Genomic DNA, 16,699 nt, shown 5'->3' with positions numbered 1-16,699 from the left:
ATCGATGGCGCTCTTTTCTTCACAGGGAAAACCGGCCCGGGACAGCTTCACGGGCTGGTTCATGGCCGCACCGGCGGTGGTGCTGATCGGGCTCTTCCTGATCACACCATTTCTGCTGGGGCTGGGTTTTTCCTTCACCAACCAGAGGCTCACATCTCCCAACCCGACGGAGTTCGTCGGCTTTGAAAACTACAGCCGGCTGCTGGGCGTCGGTTTGCTGACGCTCAAGCCGGAAAGGCAGGCCGATGGAAGCATCAGCCGGGATGCGGATGGCTCCATCGCCTATCCGAGAATTCGTAATTTCACCCGCAACAACTCCGACTATCCTCATCTGGACGGAATGCGGGAATATAAGAACTTCAGTTGGGGCGAGAACCGGATCGTCATTCTCGCACGCGACGTCGTATTTCTGACCGCCGTCGTAAACACCCTTTCCTTCGTGGTCGTGGTCGCGCCGGCTCAGGCGGCGCTGGCGCTGTTTCTTGCCCTGTTGGTGAACCAGAAAATCCCCGGCGTCACGATTTTCCGTGCGATCTATTTCATGCCTGTGGTCTTGTCGGTGGTCGTGGTGGCGCTTCTCTGGCGGTTTATTTATGCCGCCGATAATGGGCTCTTGAACAGCCTTCTGAGCTATATGAGTTTCGGGCTCTTCCAGCCTGTCGACTGGCTGGGCAGAACCGATACCGCCTTATGGGCCATTCTGGTGATGTCAGTCTGGCAGGGCGTCGGTTTCCATATGGTCATCTGGCTTTCCGGCCTGCAGACCATCTCGCCCGATCTCTACGAGGCAGCGGACATTGAAGGCGCGAGCCGCTGGCAGAAGTTCCGCATGATAACCTGGCCGCTGCTGCGCAACACGGCCGTACTCGTTATCATCGTCATCACCATGCAGGCTTTTGCGCTTTTTGCGCAGATCGATGTGATGACCAAGGGCGGGCCTCGCGACTCTACGCAGAGCATCGTCTATCAGGCGGTTGAGCGAGGATACCGCCAGCAGGACATAGCCGCGGGCTCCGCAATTTCTGTCGTCCTTTTCCTGCTTGTCCTGTGCATTTCGCTCACCCAGCGCTACCTGACAAGGGAGAAGCAATGATGCAGGCCGGACGCCGCAAAAGTCCCGTTTTTCTCATCGGCAATTACGCGCTCATGCTCGCCTTCGCGGCGATCTTCGTCCTGCCCCTGTTGTTCATGGGGTTCTCATCGCTAAAACCGAACGACCAGCTGTTGAGCGATGCCACTTCGATACGAGCCTTCCTGCCGGTGGGAGATCTTTCGCTCGAAAACTATACTGCGGCTTTCGCCCGGGCGCCGATTGCGACCTTCATATTCAATTCCGTTGTGGTAACTGGCGTCACCGTATTTCTCGCCCTGCTGCTCGGCTCGCTTGCCGCCTTCGCTTTTACGTTTTTGAACTGGCGCGGCAAGGACCTTCTCTTCTCGATCATTCTCGCCACGCTCATTATTCCGTTTGAGACGATTGCAGTGCCGCTGCTGCTGGAGGTCAACAATCTGCCATGGATCGGCAGCGGCGGGTTTACCTGGGGTTGGCTCAATTCCTGGCATGTGCAGATCATTCCATGGATCGCGGACGGACTGACGATTTTTCTCTTCGTCCAATATTTCAAGGATCTGCCGAAGGAATTACTGGAGGCGGCACGCATCGACGGAGCCAGCTGGCTGCGTATCTACGCACAGGTGGTAATGCCGCTCAGCGGGCCGGTGATCGCAACAGCTGCGATCTTGAAGTTTCTCGTCATGTACAGCCAGCAGTATCTATGGCCGCTTCTCGTCACGCAGTCCGAGGCTTACCGGCCGGTTATGGTGGGGCTGCAGTATTTCTTCCAGCTCAACACGCCCTGGGGTGAAGTCATGGCCTATCTCACCATTATTACCCTGCCCGTGCTGATATTTTACCTGTGTCTGCAGAGACTTTTCATCTCCAGCATCGCAGCAAGCGGGATAAAGGGATAGCGTTTTGAAGGCTGCCCGGCATCTTAAACCGCCAGGCCTGCGGCCATCCGGTCTTCTCGCGATCCCACGACAATAACATCCTCCTTACCCCCTGCCGGGACGGGCATAATTCCGACAGGGACGCGCGCAACTGCTTTCTCTCAAAAACGGGTTCCAGTCTTTCGCCGCCAGGATTGCCCAGGCAGTAGCGCCGACATGCGGCAGTCTGAAATATTTGAAATCGGCAGAGGTCGAGGCAGGCCCGATCATCAGCCCCGTCGTCAACTCCGGCCCGACAGTGGCATAGACCAGGCCATCGGGCGATACCTCAGCATCAATGGTGGCAAGCAGGGCTTCGGCCCGCCCGGCGTGGCCTGCATGCTGAAACGCAAGCGCTGCCTGCGCCGTGCCTTCCAGCCAGATGCCGTCCCGGTCATCGTTGAAATCAAAGCCTTCCCCGACCGCATAGTGCCGGTCGACCCATTCCAGCACGCGCTCGGCGCGGCCGCGGAATTCCGGAACGGCGAGGATGGGCCAGAGTTCGGAATCTATTCCCGACTGGGTTAAATTGGGCCGATCGCTGCCGGGCAGGCTACCAACATAAAAACGACCCTGCTGCTCATTCCACATGGCGTCGAGGAACTTGCCTGCCCTGTCCTGCATCGTCCGCCAGGTTTTATCGTCCCCACTCTCGGTGAGCCAGCTGGCAACGGCGTAAACGTCAAGATTGTGCTCCGTCGATTTCCAGTCGAGTTTCACCGGAGACGGTTCGTGGCCGAATGTGCCGCCCGTGTAACCGATGTCGCTGTCACCCTTGGTATATGCATCGATCCAGCGCATGATTTTTGCCGCGGCCTGCAAATAGGCTGGATTGTCGGAGCGCTCAGAGGCGGTAAGCAGGGCAAGGGCCGCCCAGGCGAGATTGCCTGTCGCACTGCCGACCTGATAGCCGTCTTCGACCCAGGCATTGCTGGCGGCATTCCAGAAACCGGGCAGGAGCATAAGCTCCGTTTTGCTGACGACCGGGCCGGAGCGATAGGCGTTGCGCAGGCGGCCATCACTGTAACGGCGGTCACGGTTCACGGCCAGCAGCAGCGCATCGGCAACCCTTGTTGCTTCTGCGTCTTTCCCACATGCAAAAAGAGCGATGGATGCCAGCGCATTGTCATAGGTGAAACCCGTATTCGAAAGCGCCGGATCGAGCGCCTTGCCACCGGGCGCAGGCTCGAAGCTGCGGAACACGAAGGGCGCGGGAGAACCATCCATCTTCCCGGCAAGACCCGCGCATAAGCGCGAAGCGAGCATATCGCGGACGGATCCGGATGCAGCGCGCCCGTCACCTCCAGCCAACACTGTCATGACACAGGACATCAGGATCGCAGGGATGATCGATCTGAGAGGCATGAGCGGAATTCCCGTTTGATCGAAACCTTTCAAGGCGGCAGCCGGCCATCGGGACCGTGTTGTGTCCGGCAAAGTCCTGTTCAATTGCCCCCTGATTAGCTGAAGGCCCTTGCGAGCAACATCTGCATGGATTTTATCAGGTCGCCCTGTTCCGCCACATTTTCCGGTGCAGTGCGGAAAAGCAGCCGCAGGATAGCCCGATGCTGCTCGGCGGTTGCAGCAAGGCAGAATTTTCCGGGTATTAACTGGTCTTTTGTTGCATCGATCTGCAACCAGCCCACCTCCGGCACGAATATGGCCTGCGCTTCTGTAGAAGAAGTGAAACCCGCAAGCGTCACGGTTTCAGTCGACAGTGCCACGATCTTCACCCCTGTCACCGCATTGCCCTGCCGTAATTGTCCGCCAAGGTTTACGCTGATCGGCTCCTCCCTGTCGAAACGTGGCAACTCGATGCAGCAGATAAGGCTAATGAAGGCAATCACCATGGCGACGGCCGACCAGATAAGGTTGAGACAATCGCGCGCCGAAAATTCCACGGGTGCGTCCCATCCATAAACGGCAATCAGCACGGAGATGGCCGAAGTGAGGGTTACAAGGGCAAAGAATAGCGCCGTCGGGCCGTGAACGCGCACCTGTGACCTGTCTCCGCCCTTTTCCGTGACCTTGAAGGGGCGTCCGAAAGGTTTTCGCACGGCCTGAAAAAGCGTGATCGTGATCGGAACGGCGGTCAGTGCGTGTGTCACCTCGGTGAAAAGCGGCAGTGTGCGCTTTCCCGATATCCAGGTGGAATAGGCCCAGAACAGCGCAAGCGATGACAGACCGAGTTGCATGAACATCAACTCATCGGCCTGGAGCGCGGAAACGCCGGTCAGCCAATAGATTGAAGGCGCGAGCAGCAGGCAAAGGATGAAGGGTTTCGAAAGCCAGCAGAACAGGCCGTGCAGATAATGCAGCCGCTGCGTCAGGGTGAAATTGCCGCGCCACAGCGGCCCGGTCCGCAAAAGTCCAATCTGGATGGTGCCGAGACACCAGCGCGTGCGCTGCGTGATATACTCCGGCAGGCCTTCTGCCGATAATCCGACGCTGAGCTTTTCATTGAGCCAGCGTGTCACATACCCCCGTTCCATCAACCGGTAGGTCAGCAGCATGTCTTCCGAAAGTGCATCATGCGGGAAACCTCCGAGTTCGTTCACCGCTGCCCGCCGCAGAACGAAACTCGTTCCGACGCAGAACGCACAACCGACTGCGTCCTTTGCAGGCTGGAATACGTCAAAGAATACCCGTTGATCATCCACGAAGGAATTGCGGATACCGAGATTATGCTGGATGGGGTCGCTGTTGAAATAAAATTGCGGTGTCTGCACCACGGCCACTTTGGGATCGGCAAAAAGCCCGGTCACGCGTGACAGGAAATTGGCCTGCGGCGCAAAATCAGCGTCGAGAACCATGATGAAATCTGAAACTTCCGACAGCGCATTGGTGTGGACAAGCGCATTGTTCAGGTTCCCCGCCTTTGCGTGCTTATTGTCCGGCCGCGTCACGTAATTGACGCCGACTGTTTCGCAATAGTCCCGAACCTCGGACCTGCGCGTATCGTCGCAGACGAAAACGCGCAACCGCGGATATTGCATTGCCTGAGCCGCGACAATCGATTTTTCAAGCACGTTCAAAGGTTCATTGTAGGTGCAGATGAACACATCGACCAGTGGCGCATTGGGATCGCCCGTAATCCCGGCTTCGGCTTCGTCTGCAATGGAAGACCAGTCCGTTCGTCTTGTCAGGATCAAAATCGATCCCATCGCATAAAGCACGGAGATCAGTTCGAAAGTGAAATAGATGTAATTCCAGGCGGTTTCCAGCGAAAGCTCTAAGGGAGGCAGCGTATCGGTGGCGCGCCACAAAATATAGACGCTGAGCGAAAGCAGCATGATGGCGCTGAACGCCAGCCGGTCCAGCGTTCGCCGCGGGTCGGCAAGCATGGTGAACAGGATCGCGCAGAGGGCGATGATGAGATTGACATAAAGGACGGACTGAACATCGCCCTCTGAAGTGAAATACATCGCTTGTCCTCATGGTTGACCGGATACGTCCCAAAAGCCGCGCCCGATAGCGTGCGCGAATGAGGCTGCTTCGACTGTGTGAAACAGGTGGGTCGCCCTGCGGGCGTCGTGGACGCGCCCGCAGGGGCTTGCCCAATCCATGCGGGTGTCAGGATTGGGTGCGCGGTGCTTTCGCGGTGGCATCTGCACCGCTGATCGCATGCTGCGTGATGATATCCGGCTTTGTAGTGGGCGCCGCTATTCCCGGCGGCTGTTGCGGCTGCCCGCCCATGCCCATCTGCTCGAATATTTTCTCTCGGGATGTCTCGATGAGCGTCCAGGCGGCCTGCCTCACGTCGGGCATTTCGCTGGCGGATGCCTGAGCAAACTGGAAGAGGCTTGCCGATGCCTCGTGCACATATTCCCGGGTCTTGCCGAGCCATTCGCGCGGCAGACTTACACTCACCCAGGTACCGACCGAACAGACGCCGTTGTTCATAAACTGGCTCTCGGATGTCCCGGCCATGCGGATATAAGCGTAAAGCTCCCGCCGCTCCGTGGGGGGAAACGGTACGGCATAATCGAGGTCGACGCGTTCGGTGGTTCGGGGCACCAGGCGCTCTACCACCCCGTCCGCTTCCTGCGCCCAGGCATCGGCATTTACCTTTACCCTTGAACCCACGGAAAGGGCCTGCGCCTGACGTTCGGAAAAAATTGCCACGACGAAAGCGTTGCGACAGTCGAGCGCCTCCGCCAAGGTGTCGCCGGCCACCACTTCACGTCCCGTCACGGCAACCGGCTTATAAAGCGTCGTGCCCGGCGGAATGGCGAGATCGGCGCGGGTCAGTCTGTCGATACGCGCGGCCTCCGCGGAGGCAAGCGCTTCGAGTTCGCTTTTCCGCGTCTGCATGGTCGTCATCTGCATCTGGATTTGCAGCAGATCGGCGGACCTTGTGCGGATTTCCTGCTGAAGATTTTGCAGGGATTGCAGGTCGGAACCGATATAGATGCCCTGGCGCGCGAAGCTCATTTCCTTGTTAAGCTTGTCGACAGCAACTTTCGCGGCCTGCAGTTTTGTATCTTCAAGTTGTATCGTATCGGCGATGTCGTCGCCAATTCCGAAATAAACACCCTTGGCAACCAGCTTCTGTTTGCGCACCGCTTCTGCTTTCGCGATGCGGGTCGAATAGGTCACCATCTGCAAAGCAGCCTTTGCCGCTTCAAGGTCGGATTCTGTTCTCTGCAGTAAAGCCGCTTGCTGGCTGAGAAGATCATTGTTCAGATTGTCGACCCGGCTAGCATAATCGCCGATAATCGCGTTTTTCTGGCGAAGTTCATTGTCGAGCGCCGCCAGTTGCACTTTCAGGCCGATCAGAGTGGTGTTGTCGACCTTGTCGTTTTCAACAGCCGCCCTGCCGTTACCGGATATTTTCACCACGCCACTGATGGGGGTCGTCAGCGGAATGACGGGAGCATTGATCAAGGCGCGGTTTGTCTGCGAAGTGAAGACAGGTGGAAACACGGAGGAGGAAAACACTGTGGCGACAACACCGAGAACAGTATATGAGGCCAGCCTGACCGAGGCGCCTTGAGGTTTTTCTTTATCTCTATTGCGGAACAGCATGGCACGAACTCCTGTTTTGTTGAACAGCATTTCCTCCCGCAGTATTAAAATAGTCCATCAAGTTTTTTTGCAGCGCAACATCGTTAAGATTGCATTAAGACATTTTCCGAGATTGCCGAAATACTATGCATCTGCCGGCTTTATGGACACAAAATTTCACCCATGAAAACTTCCTGGGTCAAATTTCAGTCGTTCCATATTAGCTGTGCCTTTATAGCGGCAGCCGGCACCCGCCTTGTGCACTTTGCTCGACCGGGGCGCACAACCTGAGAATGTACCGCGTTTCCACTATGGCAGAGAGAAAAATTTTAAAGAATCGCTTTGGCGGCAGGTCGCTCTGCTCTGAGCGCCGAAAGCGGCTTCACTCTTCCGTGCTTCGGGCAAAATATTTTGACCATTCGTTCGCGCTGAAGGCTATGGGGACGGCCAGGAGGTCCAATCGCTCTCCGCTAGACAGCCGTTATATCGAGATATAATCGCAAGGCACGGCGGCCATGCCGTCACCGTTCATTCCATATCATCGAGAAACGGGTGCCTTTTTTGAGTTCCGGGTGCGTGTGCGTCTGCTCGACCCGGGCGCCAATATTCTGCGCCATCGCCATGATCAGCTTGGTGCCGAGACCGGTGCCGCGAGGGGCTGAATCCGGTTTCACACCGACGCCGTCATCCTCCACAACAAGAATGAACCGGCCGTCCTGGGCGGACAGGTTAATGCGCACTGTGCCTTCTTGATCCGGATAGGCATATTTGAGCGCGTTTGTCAGAAGTTCAGTGACGATGACACCGAGCGCAACGGCATGGTCGGCGTTCAGATCAACCTCACAGAGTGACGTTTCGACCGTGATGGAGGAAGAGCCCGGAACAGCTTGGAACAGGTCGCCTATGATCGAGGTGAGATAGGAATTCAGGGATACGAGACCCACATTCGCGGTATTGTAGAGACTGCGATGAACGCCGGCGATCGCAGAAATCCGGCTCTGCGTCTCCAGCAACGCCGTTTCTGCTTCCTGGGACTTCAGCGTATTGATCTGCAGCCGGATCATGGCGGAAACCAGTGAGAGACTATTCGCGATGCGATGGTTCATCTCTTTCACCATCATTTCCGCATGCTCTTTGGCCTTTATCAGCAGACGGTCAGCTTCCTCTTTTGTCTGCCGCAGGCGATGGTTTTCAAGCGCCTGATTTATGGCTGCCAGCAACAGCGGAAAAAAGTCGTCTCCAACATTCTTGATGACGTAATCGGCGGCACCAGCCTTGAGCGCGTCTATGGCGATCTGGGCCTCGTTGGACCCCGTTACGTAAAGAACGGGAACCCGGGCCGGCACCGTCTCGATAGCCGCCAGAAACTCCATTCCCGTCGCCGTCTGAAAATAGTGATCGAGAACGACGACATCGAATTGCCCGTTTTGGAAAAGCTCAAGCCCGGAAGCAACGGACGCGGCATGGACCACCTCCATTCCGTGGCGACCAAGGACGCGGCTCGCAAGCCGCGCCAGAGCCGGGTCGTCATCGACATACAAAACGCGCAGAGCCATCATGCCTTCAGGGTATCTGTATTACGGAAAAGAAAAGGCCGAGATTTTTGATGGCATTCGCGAAGCCCTCATAGTCGACCGGCTTTGTTATATAAACATTCGCGCCGAGATCATAGCATTTCTGAATTTCGGTTTCGTCATCAGTGGTCGTCAAAACCACGACAGGCAGACGGCGGGTGTATTCATTGCTTTTGATCTGCTCGAGAATGCTGATGCCGGACATGTCGGGGAGATTGAGGTCGAGCAAAACGAGCAGATAGCGATCTTTGCTGACGAGCCCGTCCCGGCTTTGGCCCAGGATATAATCCAGCGCCTTTGCACCGAGTGTGAACGGCACGATCTCGTTGTTGACACCTGCTCTGCGCACATTTTTCTCGATCAGACGGGCATGTCCCTCGTCGTCTTCGATCATCACGATCGTTACTTCCTGACCGGTCGCTTTCATTTGTCGCCTTCCTTCGTTACTCTTCTGAGGTCACTCGGAAGCAGCAAGATAAATGTGCTGCCTTCCCCGAGTCGCGACTCCACCCTAATGTCACCTCCTAAATTTCTGATTAGCGAACGGACATGTGCGAGACCTATTCCTTCACCGGGCTGGTCCTGTTCACCCGCCCGACGAAACAGTTCGAAGACACGCTCAAGATCCTGCTCACCGATACCGCGCCCGTTGTCGCCAATTTCAATGGCGATCGCGCCGCGCCCGGCCGGATAGGCGCGTGCCGTTAACCTCAGAGGGCGCCCAGGCATCTGATATTTCACCGCGTTATCGAGAAGATTACCTAGAATCTGGTCGAGAGATATGCGGTCCGTCACGACTGTCAGCTTGGGCGTGTCGACATGAATCTCTCCTCCATTGGCCGTGATCTGATGGCGCACGGTCTCTGAAAGCGAGGAGAGCAAAGTTTCGATATCGACTTTCTCAGGCTGAAGCTTGCGCTGGCCGTCACGGGATATCTTCAGAATGGCGTTGATCAGCTGGTCCATCTTGCGGGTCGATGAACGGATAAACCCGATGGCTTCGGGTATGTCTTCCTCAACCGCCAGCCGCGCCTCTCGGATCACGTCCTGCGTCAGCGTTTTTCCATCTGCCAGGACATAGTTGGTGACCGGCTTCAGCGACGTATCGAATTCGGAAAGGAAGCCCATGATGTTGACAAGCGGCGCCCTCAGATCATGAGTAACGATATAAGCGAAGCGCTGAATTTCCTGGTTGGCCCGGCGAAGATCGCGTGTTCTTTCCTCGACACGCTCCTCAAGATGGCGATTGAGTTCGTCCACATCCTCCCGCGACCTGTTTAGCGCGCGAATATAAGTAAAGACGAGCAGTATCGACCCGCCGACCACGATGAGAATTGCAACGGCACCGCCAATCGTTACCCAACGAAGTGTATTGGCGGCGCCCAGTTGATCCGCAACGATGACGCGCAGGCGATCGTCGGTATCCGACTGAAGGTCCGACAGAACACTCCTGATCTCATTCATGAAGCGTTTGCCGTCGTTATTTCGAACGACCTCGGCTGCCTCGGTAATGCGACCCGCGCGCTGCAAATCGATGGTTTCGCGTGTCTCGGAGAGCTTTGCGTCGATCGCCTGCTTCAAGCCAGCGAGAGGTTGCTTATATCGCTCTTCCCCTTTCAGAAGATCGAGAAGTCGCGCCTGGCGTTCGGGCAAGCCCTGAACGGCCTCTTCGTAAGGCCCCAGATATTCGCGATTGTTGGTAAGCAAATATCCCCGCTGGCCGGTTTCGACGTCCTGCATCGTCGTCAGCACATCCAGAATTGCGGCACGGACACGGCGCAGTTCCGCCGTTTCCTGGGAATAGAGATTATTCACCTGCACCAGCCACAAAGATGTGGAGACCATGCCAATCAAAATTGCAACGCCAACAGCAAGCATCAAAAGGCTTCGCTGGGCAAACGGTGAAAAACCAGTCACAGCAGTAACATTCCCGGTAGGCAGTTAATTCGCGGCACAAACTAGAGTACGCAAGCGACGGATGCGAATGATTTCTTTTTACACAAGGGTGGAACCACCTCGATCTTCAGGCGTTCAGCGCTGTTGGTAAAATGTCCGGGCGCGCCTGCGACCATGTGAATGCGGTAAGCTATGCAATATGATTTTCAGGGAAAGCATATCCTCGTTCTGGAAGACGACGCCCTTCTGGCGATGGATATGGAGGACTTTCTGTCCGACCTCGGTGTCGACGTCATCGGGCCGGTTTCCGATATAGCCGCAGCGCTGGAGAAAATAAGCGCAACCGATCTGGATGGAGCGGTCATCGACCTCAATCTCAAGGGCGAATTATCCTTTCCCGTGATCGAACGACTGAGGGCCGAGAGCATACCTTTCGTCATCTGCAGCGGATATGCCGAGATACCCGGTATTCGCACGCAATTGACAGGGCTGACGATCATTTCCAAGCCGTGCGATTTTGATAATCTCCCGAATGTTCTGGCGACCGAATTCGCGCATACCGGCTAGCGGGAAAATACCCGCAACGTCCGGTAACGCTGATAGGCGACACTTCAGTCCAGAGGGAAAATCACCCGATATTTCAGGCCGTCGCGATCATAGCGGATTTCGCTGTCGCCCTGCAGTTCGTACTGGGCTCCCCGTGTAACTAGGGTCGTTCCGAAACCGGTCTCCAACGGAGCGGAAATGGGCGGGCCACCGCTTTCATGCCAGCGCAGCTCGATAAGGTCCCGGCCTTCATCGTTACGAAGCCTTTCCCAGAACACCTGCACCTTCCCGGTCGCTTCTGAAAGCGAACCGTATTTCTGCGCATTCGTCACCAGTTCATGTAAAATCATACCAAGCGCCAATGCGGATTTAGGCGATACGCTAACCCCGTCCGGACCGTCGAGCTCGACGCGGCTGGCAAAAGTGTTATGGGGTTCAATTGCCCGCTTCACGACATCCTTGAGATCGGTTTGCCCCCAGTTGCTCTGGAAAAGCAGGGCATGACTTTCGGCGAGCGCACTCACGCGGGCCACGAGCCTCTCTTGATAATCCTCTACGGATGAACTGCCTTTTGCAGTGCGGCGAATGATGGAAATGACCATCGCCATCGTGTTCTTGACACGATGGCTGAGTTCGCGGACGAGCAGCTCCTTGTGCATTTCCGCCCGTCTCCGCTCCTCCTTTTCCCGTGCTTCCGCGAGAGCGCGACCCACTGCGGAGGGCAGCCTCGCCAGTCGCTGCTTCAGAACATAATCAGTGGCGCCGCGCCTGAAGGCATCGATCGCCGCGTCTTCGCCGAGAACACCGGAAACGAAAATGAAGGGCGTGTCGGGTCTCGTTTGCATGACGACATCAAGCGCAGCCATGCCGTCAAAGTCCGGCAGGGAAAAATCTGCGAGAATGATATCGAACTGCTGATTTTCCAGCGCCTCGATGAAGGAAGTTTTACCCACCGCCCTGGTTACGACAGGGGGCGGAGAGATCCGTGAAAGCTGATCCTCGATCAGTTCGGCATCGACCGAGCTGTTTTCGAGAAGAAGAAGCTTGCTTTGCTCCATCTGCGGCATCGCCTCACGCACCATTGCGGCGCGCGCCCGGCGGCGGTTCGTTCAGCAGGGCCCAGAACACGCCAAGATCCTGTATCGCCTTAAAAAACTGATTGAACTCCACCGGCTTCACCACAAAGGCGTTCACGCCGAGTTCGTAGCTCTTTACGAGATCCTGTTCTTCACGGGAGGAGGTCAGCATGACGACCGGAATATGCTTGAGGTGATCGCTGCCCTTAACGGTCTGGAGGACCTCGAGCCCATCAACCTTCGGCAGCTTGAGATCAAGAAGAACCACGGTTGGGTCACCGGCAGGCCGGTTGTGGAAGCTACCCGAGGCGTTGAGATAATCAAGCGCTTCGGCACCATCACGCGCAATGACGACCTCGTTCGCCAGTTGACATTTTTCCAGCGCAGTTAGCGTCAATTCCAGATCGCGTGGATTATCCTCCACGAGAAGAATAGGTCTGAGTTCAGGCAATTTTTTCCTCTTCAACTTTCGTAACCGGCAATGTAAAGGAGAACGTGGCTCCCTCTCCCACAGTTCCCTTAGCGCTGACCGAACCGTGGTGGCGTTCAACAATTCGTCTTACCAGCGCAAGTCCAATTCCCGTTCCCTCAAAATCCTCTACCCGCTGCAATCTCTGGAACACACCAAAAAGCTTGCTGTAATAGGCCATGTCAAAGCCGACACCGTTATCCTCGACCGAGTAGGTCACGCCACCTTCGGTTTCTGCCGCGGAAATGGTGATAATCGAAACGGGTTTCTGGCGGGAATATTTGATCGCGTTGTCAACGAGGTTGTACCACACCTGCCGAAGCAGGGTCGGATCTCCGAGCGATACGGGCAGATCGCCGATATGCCATTCGATCTGCCGATCAGCGATGGAATGAGCGAGGGACCGGCGAACCTCGTTCACGACTTTCTCCATGTCTACCGGTACCATTGTGATTTGGGTGCGGCCGAGCTGCGAGAAATTCAGAAGATCATCCACGAGCCTGCCTGCGCCGAGTGCCGCTTCGGAGATCATCTGCAGATAGTGGAGCGATTTTTCATCCAGGGCGTTGCTGCGTTCGCGCAAGAGCTGGGCGAAACCGACAATATGACGGAAGGGCGCGCGGAGATCATGCGAGACCGAGTAGGAAAATGCCTCCAGCTCCTTGTTGGTCCTCTGCAATTCTTTCGTCAGATCCGCCATTTCCTCCGCCTTGCGCAGGACGATGCCGATGATCGCGCCACGCAACTCCCGCGCCGCTGCAAGCTCGGGGGCTGACCACGGTGAGGCTGTGTTGCGCACCTGCTCTTTCCAGGTTTCGAACGATTTGCGCGGATGAATGCGCCCGCTCTCATGCACTGTCTTGTGCGGATCCCCGCCCCAGCGCACCGTCTTTACGACTTCCGGCCGAAACCAGATCAGCCAGCTTCCGTGCAATTCCGAAACCCGCATCGCGATGATCCCGCTCGCCACGGACGCAAACGCCGCAGCAGCGGGATAATCGCTGGCAAGATTGTCTGTGGCAAACAGGTCTGCAACCTCGCGCTCGCCGAGCCAGCGGATCAATCCTTCGACCTGCTCCTGCGAGGGAGTCTTGCCCACGAGATGGTACTCATCGCCAAAAAGGAGTGCCGCTCCCTCAGCCCCCACCTGCTCCAGCAGATCGTCCTTTTCGCTCTCCCCGCCCAGAAGGCCGTCAACCCATCTTTGTGCCGCCGCCATCCGCTTGAGCAGGCGAGCCTGGACATGACCAAGTTCCAGCCGGCGCGAAGCATCCTGAGAACTTTGCTCCATTGCGATCCGCATCGAAAGGAGCTGGGCGGCGAAATCGCATGCTTCGCGCACGGCGAGCGAGACGGAGTGCGGGGCGGCGTGATGGCATGCGATCAGCCCCCACAATTTGCCATTGACGATGATTGACACCGACATCGAGGCCGCCGTCGCCATGTTACGCATGTATTCCAGATGAACGGGCGAAACGCTGCGGAGCTGTGAAAGGCTCATATCGAGCACTGCGCCCGTTTCCGAGTTGACCTGCGGCATGACAGGCACGGGCTTGTAATCGACGTCCGGGATCATACGCAGACGGTTGACCGTATAAAGCTTGCGCGCCTGCGGCGGGATGTCGCCGGCCGGGAAGCGAAGCCCGATATATGAAGGCAACGCCCCGCTGCCAGCTTCCGCCACGACATGACCGCTCCAGTCGGAACCGAAGTCATAAATGAGGGTCCGGTCATAACCGCTGATCGAGGAAACAAGCTGTGCAACTCGAGACAGTGCGTCGCTCAGCGACGGCGTGCTGTTGAGATATTGGGCGAGGCCTGTCAATTCGCTCATCAGCGCTTCGGCGGATGCGCCCGGGCCTGTTCTCTCAAGCTCGACGATGATCACGTTTCCCGACCGATGCGCCGAGACATCGAGTTTTTTTTCGGTCCAGACATATCTGAAGCTGCTTTCGTCACCGGAATACCAAGCCGGTAATGCCTCGATAAAAGGCAATGTTCCCCGGTCTGGAATCACCCCGATCGATAGAGGTGCATCTAGAAAATCCTGCAGGTTATCGCTCGCCTGCACGACGGCCAACTGACGCGCGGACAGCACGAAGAGTGCGCCATGTTGCTGGATAGCGCCGGGAATGTGGATGGGCTCGGCGCCGCAACTATCCAGCTTCGGCGTGACTGAACTCATGACTTTCTCCAGCCGCTCTGTGATCGACGGCCTGCTCAAAACGCGGCCAGCCTAGCCATTATTCTACGGATGTAAACGTTTGCTTACGCGAAATTGTTTCGCCGTCGGCCACGTCCCTCTCAGGCTTCGGCAACAACAGCGGGCTTCATGAGATAATGACCCACACCCCAGACGTTACCGTCCTCGTGACCAAACAGCCCGGCCGTTGCGAGAAAAAACAGACGCCAGCGGCGTTCCCATAACCGTGCGTCAGCGCCATAAACCCGCTGCAGGATCGGCCTTATGTGGCCGATTTCCCGATCGAAATTCTCAAGCCAGGCGAGAGCCGTGCGCCGATAATGCGATCCAGGCCAGTTCCATTCCCTTTCGACGGTGAGAACCCTGCTGAAGCGATGGGGAAGATCAAAAGCGGGCATGATGCCGCCGGTGAAAAAATGCCGGGCAATCCAGTCGGCGGGGTTGTTGTGGTCGAAACGATAGGATCGGCTGCGGTGGTTGAAGACATGGAGGAAAAACTTGCCATTAGGTTTCAGCCAGGCACGAACGCGTTCGAAGAGCACCTGCCAATTCGACATATGTTCGAACATTTCGACCGATACGACGCGATCAAAGTGATCGCCGGTCGCAAAATCGTTCATGTCTGCGGTCACCACGGAAAGATTGGACAGCCCGCGCTCACGCGCGCGGCCAAGGATGGATTCCCGTTGCGATGCGGAATTGGAGACAGACGTGATCCGCGCATTGGGAAAACGCGCTGCCATATAAAGCGACAGCGAACCCCAGCCGCAGCCGAGTTCGAGAATGTCCATGCCGTCCTCCAACTCGGCATGGTCTACCGTCTCGGCGAGAGCAGCTGTCTCCGCTTCATCGAGGCTTGTCTGGTTATGGGGATAATAGCAGCAGGAATATTTCCGCTGGGCTCCGAGAACCAGTGCGAAAAATTCGGCGGGGACTTCATAGTGTTGCCTGTTCGCCTCGTTGGTATGGCTTGCGACGGGGAATTTCGCCATATCCGCCGCAAAAGCCGCCTCGGCATCCGGCGGTATTTTTGCGAGCCGCCGTTTCGTTCTTGCGCAGAGCATATCTATTCCGGCGAGTGTAACGCTGTCGTTGAGCGCCGCGCGTTCTGCGGCATTGATGGCAAAGGCGAGCATATTCATGGCGTTTCCTCGTTTTTGCGCGGCCCCGGAAAGAAGGCGTTGACGCGGCGTTGCAGGGCACGGAATTTTTCTCCGCGCGATTTCAGCATGTGCTCTTCAAGCGGCGGAATACCGGAGACATGGACGAGCAGCCAGTACATCATGACGGGCGCGGCAAGCGACGCCCAGGACAAGCCGTGCGCCTGAAGGGCCACCAGCGGCAAGCTGCACCAGAAAAGCCATTCGAAGAAATAATTGGGATGGCGTGAATAACGCCAGAGACCGGTTTCACATATACCGGTTTTCGCTTCGTGGGTTTTCCTGAATTTCGACAGCTGGGCGTCCGAGAGCGCTTCACCTGCCAGTGCAACAAGCGCGACCATGGTGGCGAGAAGATCTATGGTACGCGGGAAAATCCGGTCGTTGCTGGCGGCTAGATAAACAGCCAAAACAAGCACAAAGGCGGCAACCGCCTGTATTTGCAGGAAGAAGAAAAGCCGCCGGGGACCGGTTTCGCCCCATTGCTCCATGAGTTTTGCATAACGCGGATCTTCCCCGCCACCCTGCGTGCGCAGGCCTATGTGTCCAGCAAGCCGCAGGGACCATACGACAACGAGACAGAATACGATACTGCGCCGCCCGCCATCGCCCTCCGCCAGCAACACAGCCAAGATGCCGCCGAGCCCGACGCTTGCCGACCAGACAGTGTCGATCCAGCCGCTCGAGCCGGTCGCTCTTTGTAATGCCCAGGCTCCTGCCATCAGCAGCGACATCAGAATGGCAAGCGTCAGGATCACGGAAAACATCACTACTTCGCT

14 protein-coding genes are annotated in these 16,699 nt (G+C 56.8%); 3 read left to right on the top strand and 11 right to left on the bottom strand.

Annotated features, from left to right (window positions below; translation table 11 throughout):
* Positions 1-4 precede the first annotated feature (4 nt).
* Positions 5-1,093, top strand: a complete 1,089-nt coding sequence (locus tag EGT36_RS22365) for a carbohydrate ABC transporter permease (protein ID WP_037092055.1) — start codon at positions 5-7, stop codon at positions 1,091-1,093.
* Complete coding sequence (locus tag EGT36_RS22360; RefSeq protein WP_081950644.1) at positions 1,090-1,971, top strand: carbohydrate ABC transporter permease; 882 nt, start codon at positions 1,090-1,092, stop codon at positions 1,969-1,971. Before EGT36_RS22365 ends, EGT36_RS22360 begins: the two co-directional genes overlap by 4 nt.
* A gap of 84 nt (positions 1,972-2,055) precedes the next feature.
* On the opposite strand, the gene EGT36_RS22355 is transcribed toward EGT36_RS22360, so the two are convergent.
* From EGT36_RS22355 to EGT36_RS22330, 6 genes are all read right to left on the bottom strand, one after another.
* Complete coding sequence (locus EGT36_RS22355) at positions 2,056-3,354, bottom strand: hypothetical protein (protein ID WP_037092057.1); 1,299 nt, start codon at positions 3,352-3,354, stop codon at positions 2,056-2,058.
* A 95-nt stretch (positions 3,355-3,449) separates the two neighbouring features.
* On the bottom strand, positions 3,450-5,414 hold the full coding sequence (locus EGT36_RS22350) for a glycosyltransferase family 2 protein (RefSeq protein ID WP_037092059.1): 1,965 nt from the start codon (positions 5,412-5,414) through the stop codon (positions 3,450-3,452).
* A 148-nt stretch (positions 5,415-5,562) separates the two neighbouring features.
* Positions 5,563-7,017, bottom strand: a complete 1,455-nt coding sequence (locus tag EGT36_RS22345) for an HlyD family secretion protein (protein WP_004445911.1) — start codon at positions 7,015-7,017, stop codon at positions 5,563-5,565.
* A gap of 500 nt (positions 7,018-7,517) precedes the next feature.
* On the bottom strand, positions 7,518-8,555 hold the full coding sequence (locus EGT36_RS22340) for a sensor histidine kinase (protein WP_037092062.1): 1,038 nt from the start codon (positions 8,553-8,555) through the stop codon (positions 7,518-7,520).
* Between the two features lie 4 nt (positions 8,556-8,559).
* Complete coding sequence (locus EGT36_RS22335) at positions 8,560-8,997, bottom strand: response regulator (protein WP_004445914.1); 438 nt, start codon at positions 8,995-8,997, stop codon at positions 8,560-8,562.
* Positions 8,994-10,448, bottom strand: a complete 1,455-nt coding sequence (locus EGT36_RS22330) for a sensor histidine kinase (RefSeq protein WP_125271087.1) — start codon at positions 10,446-10,448, stop codon at positions 8,994-8,996. The genes EGT36_RS22335 and EGT36_RS22330 overlap by 4 nt, the downstream gene beginning before the upstream one ends.
* A gap of 210 nt (positions 10,449-10,658) precedes the next feature.
* Between EGT36_RS22330 and EGT36_RS22325 the strand changes: the two genes are divergently transcribed.
* Complete coding sequence (locus tag EGT36_RS22325) at positions 10,659-11,033, top strand: response regulator (RefSeq protein ID WP_006699868.1); 375 nt, start codon at positions 10,659-10,661, stop codon at positions 11,031-11,033.
* A 44-nt stretch (positions 11,034-11,077) separates the two neighbouring features.
* Here the strand turns inward: EGT36_RS22325 and EGT36_RS22320 are convergent, their stop codons facing one another.
* The 5 genes from EGT36_RS22320 to EGT36_RS22300 all read right to left on the bottom strand — a co-directional run bounded on the left by EGT36_RS22320 (position 11,078) and on the right by EGT36_RS22300 (position 16,687).
* Positions 11,078-12,070, bottom strand: coding sequence for a sensor histidine kinase (locus tag EGT36_RS22320; RefSeq protein ID WP_125271086.1), 993 nt, complete (start codon positions 12,068-12,070; stop codon positions 11,078-11,080).
* Positions 12,071-12,083: 13 nt separating this feature from the next.
* Positions 12,084-12,539 carry a response regulator gene (locus EGT36_RS22315; RefSeq protein WP_037092067.1) on the bottom strand — a complete coding sequence of 152 codons (456 nt, stop codon included), beginning with the start codon at positions 12,537-12,539 and terminating at the stop codon, positions 12,084-12,086.
* Positions 12,532-14,742, bottom strand: coding sequence for an ATP-binding protein (locus EGT36_RS22310; RefSeq protein ID WP_037092069.1), 2,211 nt, complete (start codon positions 14,740-14,742; stop codon positions 12,532-12,534). The genes EGT36_RS22315 and EGT36_RS22310 overlap by 8 nt, the downstream gene beginning before the upstream one ends.
* 119 nt (positions 14,743-14,861) lie before the next feature.
* Positions 14,862-15,902 (bottom strand): SAM-dependent methyltransferase, encoded by a 1,041-nt coding sequence (locus tag EGT36_RS22305; protein ID WP_125271085.1) that lies wholly within the window; start codon positions 15,900-15,902, stop codon positions 14,862-14,864.
* A complete protein-coding gene (locus tag EGT36_RS22300) occupies positions 15,899-16,687 on the bottom strand; it encodes a DUF1295 domain-containing protein (protein ID WP_037092072.1) in 789 nt (262 codons plus the stop codon). Before EGT36_RS22300 ends, EGT36_RS22305 begins: the two co-directional genes overlap by 4 nt.
* Positions 16,688-16,699: the final 12 nt, after the last annotated feature.

Source organism: Agrobacterium sp. FDAARGOS_525 (assembly GCF_003938925.1).
In the GTDB taxonomy this organism is placed as follows: domain Bacteria; phylum Pseudomonadota; class Alphaproteobacteria; order Rhizobiales; family Rhizobiaceae; genus Agrobacterium; species Agrobacterium pusense.
This window is presented reverse-complemented; position numbering and strand designations above follow the sequence as displayed.